Source organism: Photobacterium piscicola, assembly GCF_900166965.1.
In the GTDB taxonomy this organism is placed as follows: Bacteria; Pseudomonadota; Gammaproteobacteria; order Enterobacterales; family Vibrionaceae; genus Photobacterium; species Photobacterium piscicola.
The window spans coordinates 40,562-59,832 of the sequence record NZ_FUZI01000004.1; the positions used below are offsets into that span (position 1 = coordinate 40,562).

A 19,271-nucleotide genomic window follows, 5' to 3' on the forward strand; every position below is an offset into this window, starting at 1 on the left:
AGCAGTTAGAATGCACGCTTGTTTTTAACTATCACTGAGGTGATTTGATTTAATTATGCTCATTAAAACAACAGCTATGGTTACACTATTATTGACCTCTGGCTCTCTCTTTGCCGCGCCCTCGATATTATCGCCAACCACAGCAACATTTGAGCAATTAGCTCAACAGCAAGCACATAACACACCATTACAAATTATTGATTGCCGTGACAGTAATTTTTATAACGGCTGGCCTGAACCCCAACAACAGCAAGGTGGCCATATTGTAGGTGCCGTTAATATTGACGCTAGCTGGCTAAAAACATTAGATACCTCTGCATTGCAAGCTCTGCTGCATGAAAAGCACCTTAAATCGACGTTACCGACTTATTTATATTGCGCGACAGATAAAGCCCAACAACTCACGACTGCTTTACAAGCTCAAGGCTATCACTCAATAACAACGATTGATCAGTCACTTAATCACTACCATGGTAAACTTAGTGCTTTACCTAATTTTCAACAATTAGTACCTGCATCATGGCTATATGCGCTAATCAATAATAAACATCCTCGTTATGCACCAAAACATGGTTATAAAGTAGTTGAAGTTGAGTGGGGTCCACCTGCAAAATATTTACTCGATCATATTCCAGGTTCGCTATACGTTAATACCAATACTATTGAATCAGAACCTTGGTGGAATAAAGTCAGTAATACGGCATTAGCCAAAGTCATTGCAAATCTTGGTATTCGTTATGACACCACGGTTATTCTGTATGCACGCAACAATATGTCGGCAGCACGTTTTGCTAACTTCTTAATGTATGCTGGCGTTAAAGACGTACGGTTATTAAATGGCGGTTGGACAGCATGGAGTAATGCGAATTACCCCACAGAGAACTTACCTAATTACAATAAAAAACCAGTGGCATTTGGCAAGCCAATTCCAGCTAATCCTCAATATATAATCGATACGGCTCAAGTAAAATCGTTATTAAAAATGCCAGCAGATAAACAATCCGTTGTCAGTATTCGTACCTGGCCTGAATATATTGGCGAGACCAGTGGCTATGATTATATTAAGCCCAAAGGACGTATTGAGGGCGCAAAATGGGGACACGCAGGTTCTGATTCTTACCATATGCAAGATTTTCTTAACCCAGATCAAACAATGAAAAGCGGTAATGAAATTGCAGCACAATGGGCTAAATGGAATATTAAACCGCATCAAGATGTCACTTTTTTCTGTGGTACTGGCTGGCGAGCATCAGAAGCCTTCTTTTTCGCGCATGTTCTCGGTTGGAAAAATATCAGCGTATACGATGGTGGTTGGTACCAATGGAGTGCCAATAAAAATAACCCTATCGCGGATGGGACGATAACTCCTGCTAACGTGCACTAACAACACCAATGGCAGCAAGCTATCACGATCCTAATTCACGATAGCAGCTGCCATTCTTAAATTCCGTTATGGCACACCGTGACCTTTTGCAGCTACCCATACTCGGTAAAACTGCTCTCGTGACAATGAAAAATCAAGGGCAGCAACAGCCGATCTTACACGTTCAATATTTCCCGAACCTATAATCGCTAACGGCTTTGATGGTAGGCATCTGATCCAAGCATAAATCACTTGATCAAGACTATCAGCACCGATTTCAGCGGCTATTTCACTTAAGGTTTCACGTACACGAACATGTTGCTCAGAGCTACCAGAGAAAATACTCCCTCCAGCTAAGCATGACCATGCCATTGGATGAATGCGCTTCATTTGTAATTGATCAAGCGTACCATCATGTGCTACTTCAAAATTAAGTGGATTAATTTCAACTTGATTGGTAACCAGAGGCTGCTCTAAACGAGATTGCAATAACTCAAATTGAGCAGGTGAAAAATTCGACACTCCAAAATGATTCACTTTTCCTTGTTGTTTTAACTCAGCAAAAGCGAAAGCAACCTCATCAGCATCCATCAGTAGATCTGGGCGATGAATTAATAACACGTCAATATTGTCAACGCGCAAGTTTGCCAATGAATTATTTACAGACTCAACAATATGCTGCTTACTGGTATCGTAATGATTAATACGGCGTTGAGGGTATTTAGCATTACACAGATTAATATCACACTTCGTCACCAACTGTAGCTGCTGACGTAGACTAGGTTTTAATGCTAAAGCTTCACCAAATAACGTCTCGCATTGATAGCCACCATAAATATCAGCGTGATCAACTGTTGTGATCCCTAATTCAAGATGCTGCTCTATAAAGGATAATCGTTGTTGCGCAGTCATACCCCACTCAGCTAAACGCCAATAGCCTTGCACTAACTCTGAAAAATGTAATTGTTGTGCAACCATTGTGACCTGACGAACCATTGAACCATCCTTTGTAAGAGTAAAACGAATTACTCACCATCCTAAGAGCCTCAAATCATTGCCGCAAATGAATTAATTAAAAACAAAGTATGCAGACTAAAAACTATGACTTAGATTACAACTTATCAATAAACCCCTTGCCAACTAACGCTTTACACAAATAGCTGAACGTACAGGCTGAAGTTTAATTGCATCCATTACCCGTTGAGGGTTGGCACTATAGGCTGTATGCAATGACTTAACAGATAACTGATGCTTGAGGTATTCGACGTAATCGTTAAATTTATAGTGGCTATATGCTGTTGGGTACATCTTGCTACAGCTGTCATACCAAGCAACATAACGTTGAAAAAACAATGTTGCTTGAGCTGGCGTCATTTTACTCATGGTTAACGCCATATCTTTGGTCAATTGAAAATGCTGATAATCAATCGGTGAATCCCAAAAGCCACCCCAATATTGAAAACCATGACGAGCAAAGATTGCAATCACAGTTTCAGCCATACCTCGACTGTCAGGTTTACCAAACCGATATTGAGCTCGATTTGCATAACGCGTCCCTTGTACTGGGCTAAATTTAACATTGCCATTACTACCAAAAGTCACAAATGGATTTTGTAATGGATTAATATCGATTGCCGCTCCATAGGCATGCAACGATAAACTATTGCTACCGGCGACCGGGCGGTAATTGAATGCTGAAGTATTATTAGCCGTCATCGAACGGGTATCATCACCATCATACATTTCAATGGGTACCGCTTTATGAATAGGAAACCCTTCTTTATATAATTCATCAAAAATTTTCCCCACATAAGGTGCTACGGCATCCATTACCACTAACTTTCCATTGGTATGTGCTTTACCTGCAAAATCACGGTAATTAAAGGTAACTTTTCTCAATCGTTGACATGGCACAGGCGCGGTTACCGAAATAACGCCAGCCTTAGTCATTAGTTGGCACTCTCCCGTTGATAACGTACTAATTTGAGCAGCATTAACGGGTAATGTCACCGCACCAGCAGAAAACAAAAATAACGAAACCCACATATTACGAGAAGCAGTTATCATCCTAATTCGTCCTATCTCAAAAAATAGTAATAAAAAAGACGTGCAATCGCACGCCTCTGTCATTTAATTCATCATCTAAAAGCTTATTGGCTTACGTCCAGTTGCAGTGTCTGCTTTATTCTCTGTTTTTAGTGCTTCTTTTTTGGTTACAGATCGGTTTTTACTGGTCGCTGGTGCCGATTTATTTTTCTTTGCTTTTGCTGTTGGTACTTTTTTATCTTTTTTAGGCGCTTTTGCTGCAGGGGTTACTTTGGTTGCTTGCTGATCGCGGGGGACGGCTTCTTGTACTGGTTGGTCACAAATAACCACAAAATACTCACCGTTAAACTCAATCACGTCACCATCATAGATTTTACAGCGCTTACGTAATTCAATTTCACCATTAACAGCAACATAACCATCAGAAATGGCATACTTTGCTTCACCACCACCACTCACTAAATTGGCAATCTTTAGCACTTTATACAGTTCAATCGGTTGAACTGAGACTTCCACTTCCAGTGCTTCTACTTCTATTTCTTCAGACATCTTGCACACTCAAATAACAAAACAGGACTTAGTTGAATTCTACCTCACTAACAAACAGAAAGTGAAACAAATGACAAATTCCAACTGACTTACTATTTTTTAACGCCTAACCCGCTAAAAAATCAGTTTTGTCCATTTTTATGGACACCTCATAACAACACATATTCAACATTGTGACCTTAAAATATCACTAAAATATCCTTTAATGGGCTTACAATAATAACTAACCTCGACTAATCTTGGTTTTTATCACCGTTATTTGCTCGGATCTTCGTCAACAGGTATGCTACCTAGGGCAAAAAGCAAGCGAATAACTATTTTATTACACATGACTATGTTCTGATTAGCACAAGTAGTGCTATAATCCGCGACCTCACATGTGACAGTAATTGTTTATAGAGAAAAACAATGACAGATTTATCTAAATACAGAAACATTGGTATTTTCGCGCACGTTGATGCGGGCAAAACTACTACAACAGAGCGTATCCTTAAGCTAACTGGCCAAATCCACAAGATTGGTGAAGTTCATGACGGTGAGTCAACAACTGACTTCATGGAACAGGAAGCTGAGCGCGGTATTACTATCCAGTCTGCAGCAGTAAGCTGTTTCTGGAAAGATCACCGTTTTAACGTTATCGATACTCCGGGACACGTTGACTTCACAGTTGAAGTTTACCGTTCTCTTAAAGTACTTGATGGCGGCATCGGTGTATTCTGTGGTTCTGGTGGTGTTGAACCACAATCAGAAACTAACTGGCGTTACGCGAACGAATCAGAAGTTGCTCGTATCATCTTCGTTAACAAACTAGACCGTATGGGCGCAGATTTCTTCCGCGTTACAGATCAAGTTAAGAAGGTACTAGGCGCTACTCCACTAATCATGACACTTCCAATCGGTCGTGAAGATGATTTCGTTGGTGTTGTTGACGTTCTAAACCGTCAAGCATTCGTATGGGATGACTCAGGTCTTCCAGAAAACTTCGAAGTTCTACCTGTTCCTGAAGACATGGTTGACGACGTTGAAGCTTACCGTGAAGAAATGATCGAAACTGCTCTTGAGCAAGACGATGATCTTCTAGAAGCTTACATGGAAGGTGAAGAGCCTTCTATCGAAGATATCAAGCGTTGTATCCGTGCTGGTACTCGTACTTGTACTTTCTTCCCAACGTTCTGTGGTTCAGCATTCAAAAACAAGGGTATGCAACTTGTTCTTGATGCGGTAATTGATTACCTACCTTCTCCAACAGAAGTAGACCCACAGCCGTTAACTGATCCAGAAACTGGTGAACCAACTGGCGAAGTTGCAACTGTATCTGTTGACGAACCATTCAAAGCGCTAGCATTCAAAATCATGGATGACCGCTTTGGTGCTCTAACATTCGTTCGTATTTACTCTGGTAAGCTAAACAAGGGTGACACCATCCTTAACTCTGCTACAGGTAAAACTGAGCGTATCGGCCGTATGGTTGAGATGCAAGCGAACGACCGTAACGAACTTACTTCAGCACAAGCTGGTGATATCATCGCTATCGTTGGTATGAAGAACGTTCAAACTGGTCACACTCTTTGTGATGTTAAGCACGAGTGTACTCTTGAGCCAATGATCTTCCCAACTCCAGTAATCTCAATTGCTGTAACGCCTAAAGATAAAGGCGGTTCTGAGAAAATGGGTATCGCGATCGGTAAAATGGTTGCAGAAGATCCATCTTTCCAAGTTGAAACTGACGAAGAAACTGGCGAAACAATCCTTAAAGGTATGGGTGAACTTCACCTAGACATTAAGGTTGATATCCTTAAGCGTACATACGGCGTAGACCTAATTGTTGGTCAACCTCAAGTAGCTTACCGTGAAACAATCACGAAGCCAGTTGAAGATAGCTACACGCATAAGAAGCAATCTGGTGGTTCTGGTCAGTTCGGTAAGATCGACTACATCATGAAACCAGGCGAAGTAGGTTCAGGCTTTACGTTCACATCATCAGTAATTGGTGGTAACGTTCCTAAAGAATTCTGGCCTGCAATCGAGAAAGGCTTCAAGGGCATGATGGATACTGGTGTTCTAGCTGGTTTCCCTGTTCTTGACGTTGAAATCGAGCTTCTTGATGGTGCATTCCACGCAGTCGATTCATCTGCAGTAGCATTTGAAATCGCAGCGAAAGGCGCATTCCGTCAATCTATGCCTAAAGCTGGTGCGCAACTTCTTGAGCCAATCATGAACGTTGACGTATTTACTCCAGAAGATCACGTTGGTGATGTTATCGGTGACCTTAACCGTCGTCGTGGCATGATCAAAGACCAGATCGCTGGCGTAACTGGTTCTCGTATTAAAGCTGACGTACCACTTTCAGAAATGTTTGGTTACATCGGTACTCTACGTACTATGACTTCTGGTCGTGGTCAGTTCTCTATGGAGTTCTCACACTACGCACCATGTCCTGCTAACGTTTCTGAAAAAGTTATCGCTGAGCAGAAAGAACGTAACGCTAAGAAGTAATTTTTAAATTACTCTAAGTGATACATTAACCCCGAGGACTTTGTTCTCGGGGTTATTTTTTATCTGTCCTCTGCTCTACTACACCCGTAACATGCTTTTTTGCATTATAACGATCGTAATTACCGCTAAAATAACTAGATAACCCCCCTATTTAAACGTAAAGTACTGCTTTTATTAATGACAATATACATGAATATTATTATTGATGATTTGCAAGGACACGCCATACAAGCGTTATTACAAGCACACTTGATAGACATGAATTCTACCGCTCCAGCAGAGAGCGTTCATGCCTTAGATCTAACCGAACTGCAACAACAGAGTGTGACTTTTTGGTCTATATGGCATCAAAATCAATTGGCAGGATGCGGCGCAATAAAGTGCTTAAATACAACCACAGCTGAAATAAAATCAATGCGAACCGCTGATACATTTCGCGGCCAAGGTGTGGCATCACAATTACTCCAACATATTATTTCTTATGCCAAAACACAGGGCTATCAACAATTAAGTTTAGAAACAGGTTCTATGGACTTCTTTGCTGCGTCACGCGCTCTTTATGCAAAGCATGGGTTTATCGAATGCCCGCCCTTTGCTGATTATCAACCCGATCCTCATAGCACTTTTATGACATTGGATCTGCAGGCATAAAAAAAGAACGCCGAAGCGTTCTTTTTTATTATAACGACTACATTACTAACCATTAATCATTAAGAAAAGTCGTTGCTAACGCCGCGACAGAATCATCAAACACTTGCTGTAATGGTGCAACCTCAAGCCCCTCAATAGAGCCTTCTTGGGCTGCTTTCTCAAACGTTAAACATAATTGATGTAACTGCATTAACCCCATCGTACCAGCAGCACCTTTCAATGTATGAGCTTGCTTAGCGATATCCGGTAAATCATTATCAGCAATAGCTTGATGCAACATGGCAAGTGTCTTACTGGCAGAATCACCAAATAAATTAATCAGTTGTTTTACTTGCGCTTCGCCTAGTACTTGTAAATCACTGCCTAAAACAGATTCTTTCACTAATGGAAATAACTCATCATTCTCAACAAATTGCGGTTTTTCCTCACCCGCCCCTTTCTCAATAACCACGCGTTTATCTCCTTTTAAAATACTGCTTATCGTATCAATTAATTGTTGCTCAACTAAAGGCTTAGGTAAGAAACCTGCAAACCCTGCATTTAAGTAAATTTCCACTTCTTCTCTAAACACATGCGCAGAAAAGGCGACCATCGGCGTTGGTTCTTGCCATGTATCTTTACGATGACTATCAATACGGCGTAATTGATGTAATAGCGTTACACCATCGGTATCGGGTAAATTAATATCAAGTAACGCTAAATCAAACTGTTCATTTTGATAAAGCCGTTCAGCTTGAGCCCCATCTTCTGCAATAACAACACTATGTCCTAGCCGTTTAAGAAACCCTTCCGCAACCATGCTATTTACAGGATTATCTTCAACTAATAGAATGTGCGCAGCAGGAACTAATACTTGATCAACATCAGTATTTAATCTCACTTGCCCATGTTCTAGCGGTAATGAAAACCAGAAACAACTCCCAGTGCCAACAACTGAATCAACACCGATTTCACCATCCATTGCAGCAACAATGTGCTTACTAATAGCCAAGCCTAAACCAGTACCTTCAATTGATTTACGGCCAGCTTCCGCTTGTTGGAAGGCACTAAATAGCAGTGACTGTTCGTTGTCATCAATGCCAATCCCCGTATCTTGCACTGAAAATAGTATTTCATCAGGCATATCAGGATGAAGTTGAACATTAATAGTGACTTTACCTTTATCAGTAAATTTAATCGCATTCCCAACCAAGTTGACTAACACTTGTCGAATACGGCTTTCATCGCCAAACCAAATCGCATCCGCATTAGGTTCAATATAATATTCAAACCCGATCCGTTTCGCCATAGCACGACCTTGAAGCATATTAAATACATCAACAACCATACGTTTTAAAGCAAAGTCATTCGGTCTTATATCCAAGTGTCCCGCTTCTATTTTAGAGTAATCTAGAATGTCATTTAAAATATCCAATAATGTTTCACCACTGCGATTAATCACATCTAAATAGCGTTTTTGTTGTGTACTTAACGCAGTATCAGCCAATAATGACGCCGTACCTAACACACCATTCATTGGGGTTCTAATCTCATGACTCATGGTTGCTAAGAATGCAGACTTCGCACGGTTTGCTTTTTCTGCTTCATCGCGTGCTTTATAGTGGTTATAGACTTCTTCATTGAGGCGACTATTGATACTCTCTAGCTCACCCGTTCGTTTAGCAACCAACCGTTCTAAACTTGCTTTGTGTTGCTGTAATTCCTGGCGAATTTTAGCTTCAGCTTGTGCTAATCGATGCCGTTCACTCGCGGTATCACGTGCCACTAAAATAGCCCGACCCATTTGTGCTAATTCATCATCACCATCAACATCTAATTGAATACATAAGTCACCACGCGCCAGTGATAACAAAGCACGACTGTAGTGATTAATACGGCAAATAACGCGAACATAAACAATACGCCACATAATTAACACTAAGGCGAGTAATCCAATACCTGAAATCACAATCAGTGTATTACGCGCAACAGTCAATGTTTGATCGACCTGCTTAACGGCTTGTTGAGTATTGGCATTAGCCGCTGCAATAATATTATCAACCGTGCTGTTTAACTCTTGAAATAAGACCAAGTTCTGTTGATCTAATCGCTGTACATCTTGTTTTGCATAAATGAGCTGTTCACTAACACCAAACAATACATTGCCGCGCTCAAGTTTCGCCGTTTGTTTCATTAATTGTGCTGAACGACTCGGATCTTCAACAGACTTTACACGATGACTAATAATATTAACCGCATTATTAAACCGTTTTTTTAGCGCCACCAGCGATTTAATATCCATGATACGTTCAGAATCATCGAGCATATTAATCACTTGTAATGATAGGAAACGTAACTCAAATAAACGCTCGGATAAGTCCATATCAACTTCAACCAAGCTATCTAACGCGTTATAGACCGCAGGTTTATTATTTTCAGCTACAAGATCATAAATGCGAGACACGTTTGCGACGGCAATGGTATTCGCATTCGCCACTTGAGATTGTGACAAACTGTCAATTTGATGTGTGGCTTTGGTCATCGCTGCAATTATTTCATCGAGTTGACTTTGCAAATCGATTTGTCGACCAACAAGTAATCCAAGTAGGGCTAAATTATCAACAATACGTTTTACATCATCTTCTAATTTCAACATTAGCGGTTGATCAAACGAATATTGCTCAAGTGCATGCAGGCTACGGGTTAAAGCCTCAATATGCACAGTCAATGCTCGCCCTTGCTGCATTCGTTCTGATTCAAGTTTCGATTTAGCAAGAACTTGAGCATTAAAGATAATACGTGAGCTTAAATCTGATAATTTTCGCGCTTCAGCTAATGAAGGTACCGCAGAATTAATAACAGTACGCTCGGTTTTAGCAACTAACGAAAAGCCTGCTACACCAATCATCACCGCAATGATCATCAAACCAGCCATGGCAGAAAAGGCTAATAACAGTTTGGCTCCGATACCTTTTCGGGTAAACGTCATAAATAGTCTCTATCTCAAAAATCTTGTTTAGAACAGTTCATAATCAGCATAAATATGCCTTGTTCGATACTGGCTATTTCACCAGACACAATAAAACGGTACTATTTTGCCAGCGATATGGCTTTAGACCTAAATAATGTTGGTAATAATGCGCATTTTATTTTTTATATTAATGATTTTCTCTACTCAATCCGCGTTTGCGCTTGAGGTGATTTCATATCAACCCCCTTTTCAAACGGATAAAAAACCGACAAAAATTCAATATTCTTTTTTAACCTCGGTTTCTAAACCGTGGAAAGTATGTGCAGTGTACCCACATTTAAAAGATTCTTATTGGTTATCGATCAATTATGGAATGGTTGAACAAGCAAAAAAGCTGGGTATTACATTAAAAGTGCTTGAAGCTGGCGGCTATAGCAACCTTGATAAACAACAAAGCCAACTCGTTGCTTGTCGTCATTGGGGGGCAGATGCCATTATTTTAGGCACCGTCGATGCTCAAGCTTATAATGGTAAACTATCTAAATTAATCGGTAATATTCCCGTCTTTTTGATGACCAATGACATCGATTTTTCTGATCCTGATATTCGTCAACATGTAAAAGCAAAAGTTGGTGTCGATTGGTATGAAATGGGCAAAGCTGCGGGAGCCTACCTCGCAAAACACCACCCTAAAGGCTCTGGTAAAGTCCGCATTGCTTGGCTACCAGGGCCACAGTTACGTGGTGGAACTAAACCTGTTACTAAAGGTTTTAAAGCTGCTATTGCCAATAGTGATGTCGAAATTATAACGACCTTATGGGGTGATAACAGTAAAGAACTCCAACGTAACCTATTACAACAATTATTTACCGACTATAAAAACATTGATTATATTGTCGGTGGCGCAGTCGCAGCTGAAGTTGCCATCAGTGAATTACGCACCAACCATATTACCGACATAAAAATAGTCTCAACCTATCTTAGTCATGGTGTTTATCGTGGTTTACGTCGCCATAAAATTCTATTTGCACCAACCGATAAAATGGCAGAACAAGCACGACTTTCAATAGATCAAACTGTACGTTATCTAGAGAAGAAACCTGTTGTTCTTGATATTTCACCATTAATTGTTGATTTAACACCACAGCATTTACCAGCAGTAGTTATTGGTAACTCGTTATCACCAGCAGAATTTAGACCTTCATTCTACGTTAATAATCATCATATCAGTAGATAAGCCATACTTAAATGGTGCCTATAAAGATGAAGGTCAATAATTTATGGGCTACCACAAATTTTTAGTCTAATTTGATTTACACTATGCCCAGTCTTTGTTACTTATAAACATCGTCACCATGTTTTATCAAGATGAATTTGAGAGATAAAAAGGAAGAGCATGATCACTACAACACGCAAAATGGCAGCGAAGAAAAATATCGCTTTAGTTGCTCATGATAATTGCAAAACAGCTTTACTGCGTTGGGTGAAAGAACACCAACATAAGTTAGCAAATCATGCACTCTATGCAACCGGTACTACTGGGCACCTACTCACCAAAGAAACTGGCTTACCCATCACTTGTTTAATCAGTGGCCCTATGGGTGGCGATCAACAATTGGGCGCTTTAATTTCAGAAAGCAAAATTGATATCATGATCTTCTTTTGGGATCCACTTAATGCGGTACCACATGACCCTGATGTAAAAGCATTATTGCGTATATCTGCTGTTTGGAATATTCCCGTTGCGACTAACCGTGCAAGTGCTAACTTTATTGTTACGTCACCATTACTTGATAAAGAAATTGATATTGAAATTCCAGACTATGATGCTTACCTTAAAGAACGTCTTGATTAAGCATCAATAGCTTTTGTTATTTCAATCATAAGCCTTCGTCATTATCGAAGGCTTTTTATTATTTAGACATAATATTTAAGGCAAAAAAAATAATTCATTATATGGTTATAAGTAGTACCTCAAGGAGTCGCCTATGCAAGCGTGGATTTTACAACAGCCAGATGGGCTTCAAGCCTTATCACTCACAACTACCAATAAACCAGTACCAACCGCAGATGAAATGTGCGTCAAAGTTGCCGCCGTTGGATTAAACCCTATTGATTACAAACTAACTGACTGGGGGTATGCAACATGGCATTATCCACAGATTATCGGATTAGATGTTACCGGTAGCATTGAAAGTGTTGGTGAAAATGTTCACCACTTTAATATAAACGATAGAGTTATGTTTTTTGCCGATCCCCGCACAGCAGGTGGATTTGCAGAATATATATGTGTAAAAGCTATTGCTGTTAGCCGTATTCCCGTTACATTATCGTTTACCGATGCCGCAGCTCTGCCCTGTGCTGGGTACAGTGCATGGATAGCAGTACATGATAAGTTACAGATTACAGCAGGACAGCACATTGCAATCACAGGAGCAGGAGGTGGCGTTGGTGGATTTGCGGCACAATTAGCCAAACTTGCAGGCGCGCATGTCTATGCCATTGCTGAACGACAACACCATGCTCGATTACTCAGCTATGGTATTGATGCGGTTATTTGCCCGCAACAAAATGTGGCACTTGAGCTTATAAACCTGACAGAAGATAGATTATTGCATGGTGTGATTGATTGTATCTCAGCCAAATCAGGTAGCATAATGAGTGCATTGATTCGTTATAATGGCCATATTGTTATGGTTGCGAATCAGTTTGACCAAGTACCGATGCTTGCCACAACTAAAGCCCTCAGTATTCACGAAGTCGCCCTTCATGGCACCTATGCCCATGGCGCTCCTGAACACATTTCTCATCTAGCCGATATTGGAAACAACCTCAGCGAGTGGGTCGCTAATGGTCGTTTACACAGCATGGTCGAAAAAATCGTTCCCTTTGATAAACTTGCCGTTGCCCTAGCAGAACTAAAAAACAATACCCATTCAGGTAAAATCGTCGTTCACGTCGGCTCATAAGGTGAAAATTGAGCAACAAAAAGCCCTGTACTATTTATTGCTATAATAACAGGGCTTCAATAACTAATAATATTTACTTAGTCCGTTTGATTTTATTATTGACGGGGTATTTATCTTCAATTAATTCATTAATAAACGGTGAAGTTTTATCAGGATCAGCACATACCCACACATGCTTTTTAGCACGCGTTAATGCAACATAGAATAAACGGCGTTCTTCTGCGTCATTATATGTTTCAGTACGCGATTGCATGATAGCGGCTAACCCTGTTTCACGATCGGGTGATGGGAAAATACCTTTATTCACATCAACGATAAACACATAGTCAGCCTCACGGCCCTTACTTGAATGACACGTCATGTATTCCAAGTTAAGCTGCGGCCACTGATTTTTCCACGTTTCAAATTTTTCAGGTTTTTGCTTATTATTACGCCCAAGAATAAGTACTTTTGTCGCCTTTTTCTCGTAATGTTTGCTCAACCGAATTAACTCTTGTGGTAACAAATCTGTCGCCAATAAGGTAACTGCTTTTTTACTCTGCTTAGTAAAACTGGTTAATTGCTTTTTAACTTGGAATGGATTTTGTTGTATAAATACATTCGCCACTTCACCAATCATACTATTAAAGCGGTATGTGGTTGAAAGCTCAGTAATACGACTATTACTAAAACGGCTTTCAAAATCAGTCGTTAAATTAACATCAGCACCAGCAAAATGGTAAATGGCTTGCCAATCATCGCCAACAGCAAATAATGTCGGTGTTGCATGTCCGGCAATTTTTTGATGACATAAGGCTTCAATCAATGCTAATCGTTGTGGCGAAATATCTTGGTATTCATCGACCATAACATAACGCCATGGTGAGATAAATTTACCCGTTTTAACATACTCAGTGGCCACTTCAATCATACTGTTGAAGTCAATTTGCTTCTTCACTTTTAAGTGCTGCAAATAGGCCTGATAACAAGGCCATAACAATGTTAACTCACTTTTCATACGTGGTCGCATTGCGGGATTATTATTATTTTGAATGGCCTCAAGCAGCGATTCTTTATTCATCCCTGATTGACCTAACAACTCAATATGACGCCATACCCAAGCTTGTAATTGTTCATTTTCAGCTTGTTGTTCCATTGAGTTTTCTTTACTAAAACCAGGAACTCGCCACTGTGTAAGATGACGCTGCCACTTATTTGCTGACGTTGAATTATTCCATTGCTCAATTAACATACGAGCAAGCCATGCACTACGGGCACGCGTGTCTAAGGTAATCGAAGCCACATTGGGTTTATCAAGTTCAACATCACGAATAATCTGCGAACCCAAGCTATGGAACGTCGCTACTTTGACGCGATCACTGACTTTAGCTTTCAGTCTATCAGACATCTCATCGGCTGCTTTACGTCCAAACGATAGCATAAGAATATCTTCAGGTACCGCCGCTTGACTCGCAATTAAGTAACCTGCACGTGCGATTAAGACACTAGTTTTACCCGTACCCGCCCCGGCAAGAACCAAATTATAATCTTGGTTAATTAAGCTAGCTAAACGTTGTGATTCGTTTAACGGTGATTTTTCAAAACTATCAAACCACGAACCCCATTTTTGGGTTTGTTGTGTTAACCATTGCTGGTTATGCTCTTCAACCCAGGCTTGATGCTCACCAAGCCAAGGTGATATTTTTTCAAAGCTACGCGGTCTAAATGTCGCTGCAAGTTCTGGTGTTAAGTCTGAATCAGTTAAACCATCATTAAGAAACTGATGTAATTCATGATGTTCAGAATGACGTAAATACCCAGATTTATTAGAAAATAATGCTATACGTTGCAGCATTTCTGGCAACATAGCATCTAATTTATCAACACGGCTTTGCGCCCAATCTTGATAACTGCGGACTAAAAATGCCGCGAAAGATTTACATTCGTGCCAAGGTAAACCATGAACTGTCCAACAGTATTGTTGATTTGAAGACGTAAGCTCAAGCGCACCCCATAATACACCGCGATGGATTTCAATCGAACCATCCCAATCATCAAAAGAGATAACATCAGAAGAAGTCTGACTATCTAATACCAAGCTATTACCGTCTAAAGCGATACTGTAATAATCACCTTGAACTAGCCATTGTGCTAGTCGACTGGCACTTAATTGCATTGTGATTCCACCAATTGTTCCATGCTTTAATTAGGCTGTAACACTCATTACCGGCTGATAACTATTGTCATCAACCTCAATTGAATCATTACTTGTCACCCGCTTATCGGGATAATGTTGCTTAGAGTATCAATAACTCTCGTGTAGCCATAGTATTGAAACGTCTATTTGACTAAATATTATTCCACGAGCTAAAAGTTTATTTTTTTGATCGGCAATAACAAGATATCTGTTATCTTTAGTCACGTTTTTATAACGTTAGTTGATTCTATCGTTTTCTCCATTCCTTATTATCAGAAGATTGTTAATATCCATGCAAACTAAAGAGTTACATGTAAAATTCCGCAAATACTGGGTTAATGACCGAATCAATTATTCAATTCGAGTATTGATTGCTTTAGTTGGTGTTGTATTACCCTGTTGGTATCTTGGCGCTAATCATGCCGTAACCCCACTTGTACTTGGTATTATTGCAGCAGCACTGGCTGAATCTGATGATAATTTAACGGGCCGAATTAAAGGCTTAACCATTACTTTAATTTGTTTTTTGATTGCTTCTCTTTCTATAGAAATTCTATTTGATTACCCCATTTTATTTGCAATCGGCTTATTTAGTTCAACCTTTGGCTTTATTATGTTGGGGGCAATGGGCCCACGTTATGCCAACATCGCTTTTGCCTCATTATTATTAGCGGTTTACACTATGCTTGGTGCAAATAGTAGTGCCGATCTTTGGTATCAACCGATGTTACTTTTAGCGGGTGCTTGTTGGTATGGGATCTTATCATTGCTATGGCATATTTTATGGCCCAATCAACCAGTTCAACAAGGATTAGCCAATGTATTCACTGAGTTTGGTTACTACCTTGATAATAAAAGTAAGTTATTTGAGCCAGTGGTTGATCTCACTTCACATCCATTTCGAATTCAAGCAGCCAAACAAAATGCGAAAGTCGTTAATGCGTTAAATGCGGTTAAAATGACATTGCTACATCGTGCTGGTCGCGGACAAAGTGATAAATTCCTTAAAATTTATTTTATGGCGCAAGATATCCATGAACGTGCCAGTTCATCACATTATCGTTATCGAGAACTGGCGCAGGCCTTTCAACGCAGTGATGTCTTGTTTCGCTTTCAACGCTTATTACATGTACAAGCACAGGCTTGTCACGGCATTGCTGATGCGTTAAAACAAGGTAAGCCCTATCATCATGGTTCTGATTCCATCAGTGCGTTAGATGAACTGCAACAATCACTGAATTACCTCAAACAACAAAACAACCCGCAATGGCGTTTGCTGCTGAATCAATTGGATTATTTATTTAATAATTTAGCAACAGTAGAACGTCAACTACAAAATATTAATAATCCAGATGCAGAACACATTGAACAACAAATTGATATTGAGTTAGTGGACACTGAAGCGCACAGCATCAAAGAAATGTGGAAGCGTATTAGCAGTCAACTTAATACTGATTCAATGCTATTTCGTCATGCCATCCGCTTAGGGATTGCATTAATAGTAGGCTATGGCTTTATTCAAGCTCTGGATCTACAACGCGGATACTGGATCTTATTAACAACCCTCTTTGTATGCCAACCAAACTACAGTGCAACCCGTCAAAAGCTTGTGCAGCGTGTTATTGGGACATTGGGGGGCTTGCTGGCAGGCATACCGCTGCTGTATTTATTTCCCGGCCAAGAAGGCCAATTGGTATTAATGGTTATAATGGGCGTACTGTTCTTTGCCTTTCGAGCAGTTAAATATGACTGGGCAACGGCTTTTATCACACTATTAGTGCTGTTTTGTTTTAACCAATTAGGTGAAGGATTTGCGGTTATTTTACCGCGCTTAGGCGATACATTACTTGGCTGTCTGTTAGCAGTATTAGCCGTTAGTTTCATCTTACCTGATTGGGAATCTAAACGATTACATAAAGTAATGGCTGAAGCCACGTTAGCAAATAAAGATTATTTAGCGCAAATTATTGCTCAATACCGTATTGGTAAACGCGATAATATGAATTATCGTATTGCACGTCGTGAAGCCCATAATAAAGATGCGCAGCTAAGTACAGCTATCAATAATATGTTAGCAGAGCCGGATAAATACCAAATAGATACGGATAAAAGCTTTCGTTTTTTGACATTAAACCATGCCATGTTGAGCTATATCTCTGCACTGGGTGCGCATCGTACTCAACTTGAAGATAATCAAACCCATCAGTTAGTATCAGAAGCTCATCGTATTATTCACAATCATTTAGAGTGTATATCATCACAACTAAATGGTTCTCTGATTGAGACATCACAACCATTAAACCTCAATCTAGAACAACGTCTAGGCCAATGGCGAGATGAAGATTGCACCTCAACTCGAATGGTATTACAACAACTGCATTTGATTCATTGCATGCTACCAGAACTTCATGCGTTGGGTGATAATCTTTCACCGCAAACACATGCAATTACTGTCACTAAATAAAAGAAAGTAGAAACAATTACGTACAAAAAAGCCTGCGCTAAACGCAGGCTTTTTATTACTCAATAATAGCGTTTATATCTCAATAATTATTGAGCTACTTGAGATGACGCAGCGGGTGCATCTTTCGCATTATCTTGAAGATACTTAAGTAACGTACGTTCTTCATCTTTATTAAGCATGTAGTATTGTTGCATCGCTTTAAGACCCTGAACCCAACCATTTGCTGTTAGGTGTTTTGGATCTGGAATAGCGTGACATTGATTACAACTTGCATCTAAGATCTCTTTACCGTAAGCCCAAATAGGCTTCATGCTTGCTAGCATATTACGCTGAGTGATCCACGCTGATACTTGCTCTTGCTGCCATGTCTGACCATCTTCAGCTTTTACTGTATTAAGAATAGTTGCTGACTTTTGTAGATCTGCATTTAGAGAAACAGTTTGAATTTGTTTCGCCATGTCTTGTACTAACATACCTGTTGTTGAGCCTTGTTGCTGCCAACCTGTAATTTGTACTTTGATCATGTCGCCACTAGTACCTAACACTTCAACTTTTGATGCTGGGTATAGTTGACCTTGTGCATCACCTGATGCTGAGTCAGTGGTATACAATTTTTTAGATGCTAATGTATAAAGAGTCTTAGCCGTAGGTGCTTCACCAGCATTAACTGTTAATTGCTTGAACGTTGCTTGGAAGTCGTTATTGATATGTGGCAACTGGTGCGCAATACCTTTATGACATTCAATACAGTTCATATTTTTTGCAGCTGCTGTCGTCATTGCCGCTGCTGCTGCTGGAGATTGCTTCGCGTGATCCATTGCAGTGTATGAGTGACAGCTCTTACATGTTGCTGAATTTGTTTCAGCCATCATACGCCATACGTTTTGAGCCATACGTAAACGGTTTGCTTCAAACTTAGCTGGAGTATCAATATCTTTACTAATAAATTCGCTGTAGATATCGCCAACACCGCCTAGTTTTGCTTTCATGAAAGCAATCGGATCATTTTCTGGAATATGACAATCACGACATTCAGCACGTACACCGTATGCGTTTTTGTAGTGGATGCTAGTTTTATATTCGTTGTAGTTTTCTTTCATTGTGTGACATGAAGTACAAAACTCAGTAGTCGAACTAAACTTTATCGATTCGTGAAAGGTAAATACGCCTGCCAATGTTATGATCACACAGACAACTGCAATCGCTAATACTGAATAACGACTACTTGGCTTTACTAAAAAACGCCATAGTTTCTTCATGGATGGTCCAAAATGAATTAAACGTCAAAACAACGTTAAAAAAAGAGTTGCGCACAAACTAACATTTGAATATTAACAGGGCAACGTCATTGATTCATATAAATAAATATTCCAAACACAACTGAACATATAATTGTGTTACAATTTGTAAAAATCATTATTTCATTAGATCTCTAATTATATTTAATCTGTAAATAATGTTTTTCTTTAAATACCATAATGTCTACTTTATAAAATCACAACCAAGCAAACCAATATAAATCAATAAGTTAACTATTTATAATACCGACATTCATACGGTAAGCAAGCTTTGTGATCATTCCTATCGAGAATAGTTATCAATCACTT

Annotated in this window: 13 protein-coding genes; 7 read left to right on the plus strand and 6 right to left on the minus strand. The window is 39.8% G+C overall.

Annotated elements, in window-relative coordinates:
• Positions 1-55: 55 nt before the first annotated feature.
• Positions 56-1,384, plus strand: coding sequence for a rhodanese-like domain-containing protein (locus tag CZ809_RS11675; RefSeq protein WP_080157815.1), 1,329 nt, complete (start codon positions 56-58; stop codon positions 1,382-1,384).
• A gap of 66 nt (positions 1,385-1,450) precedes the next feature.
• Here CZ809_RS11675 and CZ809_RS11680 read toward each other — a convergent pair whose 3' ends face one another.
• From CZ809_RS11680 to CZ809_RS11690, 3 genes are all read right to left on the minus strand, one after another.
• The gene (locus CZ809_RS11680; protein ID WP_080157816.1) at positions 1,451-2,359 is read right to left on the minus strand and encodes an aldo/keto reductase; all 909 of its coding nucleotides are present in this window, start codon (positions 2,357-2,359) and stop codon (positions 1,451-1,453) included.
• 144 nt (positions 2,360-2,503) lie between these two features.
• The gene (locus CZ809_RS11685; protein WP_370738020.1) at positions 2,504-3,430 is read right to left on the minus strand and encodes a M15 family metallopeptidase; all 927 of its coding nucleotides are present in this window, start codon (positions 3,428-3,430) and stop codon (positions 2,504-2,506) included.
• Between the two features lie 75 nt (positions 3,431-3,505).
• Entirely contained in the window at positions 3,506-3,958 is a 453-nt protein-coding gene (locus CZ809_RS11690; protein WP_080157817.1) for an RNA-binding S4 domain-containing protein, read from the minus strand.
• Positions 3,959-4,366: 408 nt separating this feature from the next.
• Between CZ809_RS11690 and fusA the strand changes: the two genes are divergently transcribed.
• Both fusA and CZ809_RS11700 read left to right on the plus strand, forming a co-directional pair.
• Entirely contained in the window at positions 4,367-6,454 is a 2,088-nt protein-coding gene (gene fusA / locus CZ809_RS11695; RefSeq protein WP_080157818.1) for an elongation factor G, read from the plus strand.
• A gap of 189 nt (positions 6,455-6,643) precedes the next feature.
• Positions 6,644-7,105: a GNAT family N-acetyltransferase gene (locus CZ809_RS11700; protein WP_080157819.1), complete on the plus strand. Its 462-nt coding sequence runs from the start codon at positions 6,644-6,646 to the stop codon at positions 7,103-7,105.
• A 52-nt stretch (positions 7,106-7,157) separates the two neighbouring features.
• On the opposite strand, the gene torS is transcribed toward CZ809_RS11700, so the two are convergent.
• Positions 7,158-10,073 carry a TMAO reductase system sensor histidine kinase/response regulator TorS gene (torS, locus tag CZ809_RS11705; protein ID WP_080157820.1) on the minus strand — a complete coding sequence of 972 codons (2,916 nt, stop codon included), beginning with the start codon at positions 10,071-10,073 and terminating at the stop codon, positions 7,158-7,160.
• Between the two features lie 148 nt (positions 10,074-10,221).
• On the opposite strand from torS, the gene torT reads away from it, so the two are divergent.
• From torT to CZ809_RS11720, 3 genes are all read left to right on the plus strand, one after another.
• Positions 10,222-11,292, plus strand: a complete 1,071-nt coding sequence (gene torT, locus CZ809_RS11710) for a TMAO reductase system periplasmic protein TorT (RefSeq protein ID WP_080157821.1) — start codon at positions 10,222-10,224, stop codon at positions 11,290-11,292.
• Between the two features lie 159 nt (positions 11,293-11,451).
• On the plus strand, positions 11,452-11,910 hold the full coding sequence (locus CZ809_RS11715; protein WP_080157822.1) for a methylglyoxal synthase: 459 nt from the start codon (positions 11,452-11,454) through the stop codon (positions 11,908-11,910).
• 133 nt (positions 11,911-12,043) lie between these two features.
• Positions 12,044-13,024 (plus strand): alcohol dehydrogenase catalytic domain-containing protein, encoded by a 981-nt coding sequence (locus CZ809_RS11720; protein ID WP_080157823.1) that lies wholly within the window; start codon positions 12,044-12,046, stop codon positions 13,022-13,024.
• A gap of 73 nt (positions 13,025-13,097) precedes the next feature.
• On the opposite strand, the gene helD is transcribed toward CZ809_RS11720, so the two are convergent.
• Positions 13,098-15,179 carry a DNA helicase IV gene (helD, locus tag CZ809_RS11725; protein ID WP_080157824.1) on the minus strand — a complete coding sequence of 694 codons (2,082 nt, stop codon included), beginning with the start codon at positions 15,177-15,179 and terminating at the stop codon, positions 13,098-13,100.
• A 313-nt stretch (positions 15,180-15,492) separates the two neighbouring features.
• On the opposite strand from helD, the gene yccS reads away from it, so the two are divergent.
• Entirely contained in the window at positions 15,493-17,664 is a 2,172-nt protein-coding gene (gene yccS, locus CZ809_RS11730; RefSeq protein WP_080157825.1) for a YccS family putative transporter, read from the plus strand.
• A gap of 86 nt (positions 17,665-17,750) precedes the next feature.
• On the opposite strand, the gene torC is transcribed toward yccS, so the two are convergent.
• Positions 17,751-18,923, minus strand: a complete 1,173-nt coding sequence (gene torC / locus CZ809_RS11735) for a pentaheme c-type cytochrome TorC (RefSeq protein WP_080157826.1) — start codon at positions 18,921-18,923, stop codon at positions 17,751-17,753.
• Between the last annotated feature and the right edge of the window lie 348 nt (positions 18,924-19,271).

Bases quoted from the DNA above. Each gene is read 5' to 3' on its own strand.
- fusA (WP_080157818.1), top strand. From the start codon at position 4,367: ATGACAGATTTATCTAAATACAGAAACATTGGTATTTTCGCGCACGTT.
- CZ809_RS11690 (WP_080157817.1), bottom strand. From the start codon at position 3,958: ATGTCTGAAGAAATAGAAGTAGAAGCACTGGAAGTGGAAGTCTCAGTT.
- CZ809_RS11720 (WP_080157823.1), top strand. From the start codon at position 12,044: ATGCAAGCGTGGATTTTACAACAGCCAGATGGGCTTCAAGCCTTATCA.
- torS (WP_080157820.1), bottom strand. From the start codon at position 10,073: ATGACGTTTACCCGAAAAGGTATCGGAGCCAAACTGTTATTAGCCTTT.
- CZ809_RS11715 (WP_080157822.1), top strand. From the start codon at position 11,452: ATGATCACTACAACACGCAAAATGGCAGCGAAGAAAAATATCGCTTTA.
- CZ809_RS11700 (WP_080157819.1), top strand. From the start codon at position 6,644: ATGAATATTATTATTGATGATTTGCAAGGACACGCCATACAAGCGTTA.
- CZ809_RS11675 (WP_080157815.1), top strand. From the start codon at position 56: ATGCTCATTAAAACAACAGCTATGGTTACACTATTATTGACCTCTGGC.
- CZ809_RS11680 (WP_080157816.1), bottom strand. From the start codon at position 2,359: ATGGTTCGTCAGGTCACAATGGTTGCACAACAATTACATTTTTCAGAG.
- torT (WP_080157821.1), top strand. From the start codon at position 10,222: ATGCGCATTTTATTTTTTATATTAATGATTTTCTCTACTCAATCCGCG.
- yccS (WP_080157825.1), top strand. From the start codon at position 15,493: ATGCAAACTAAAGAGTTACATGTAAAATTCCGCAAATACTGGGTTAAT.
- torC (WP_080157826.1), bottom strand. From the start codon at position 18,923: ATGAAGAAACTATGGCGTTTTTTAGTAAAGCCAAGTAGTCGTTATTCA.
- helD (WP_080157824.1), bottom strand. From the start codon at position 15,179: ATGCAATTAAGTGCCAGTCGACTAGCACAATGGCTAGTTCAAGGTGAT.
- CZ809_RS11685 (WP_370738020.1), bottom strand. From the start codon at position 3,430: ATGATAACTGCTTCTCGTAATATGTGGGTTTCGTTATTTTTGTTTTCT.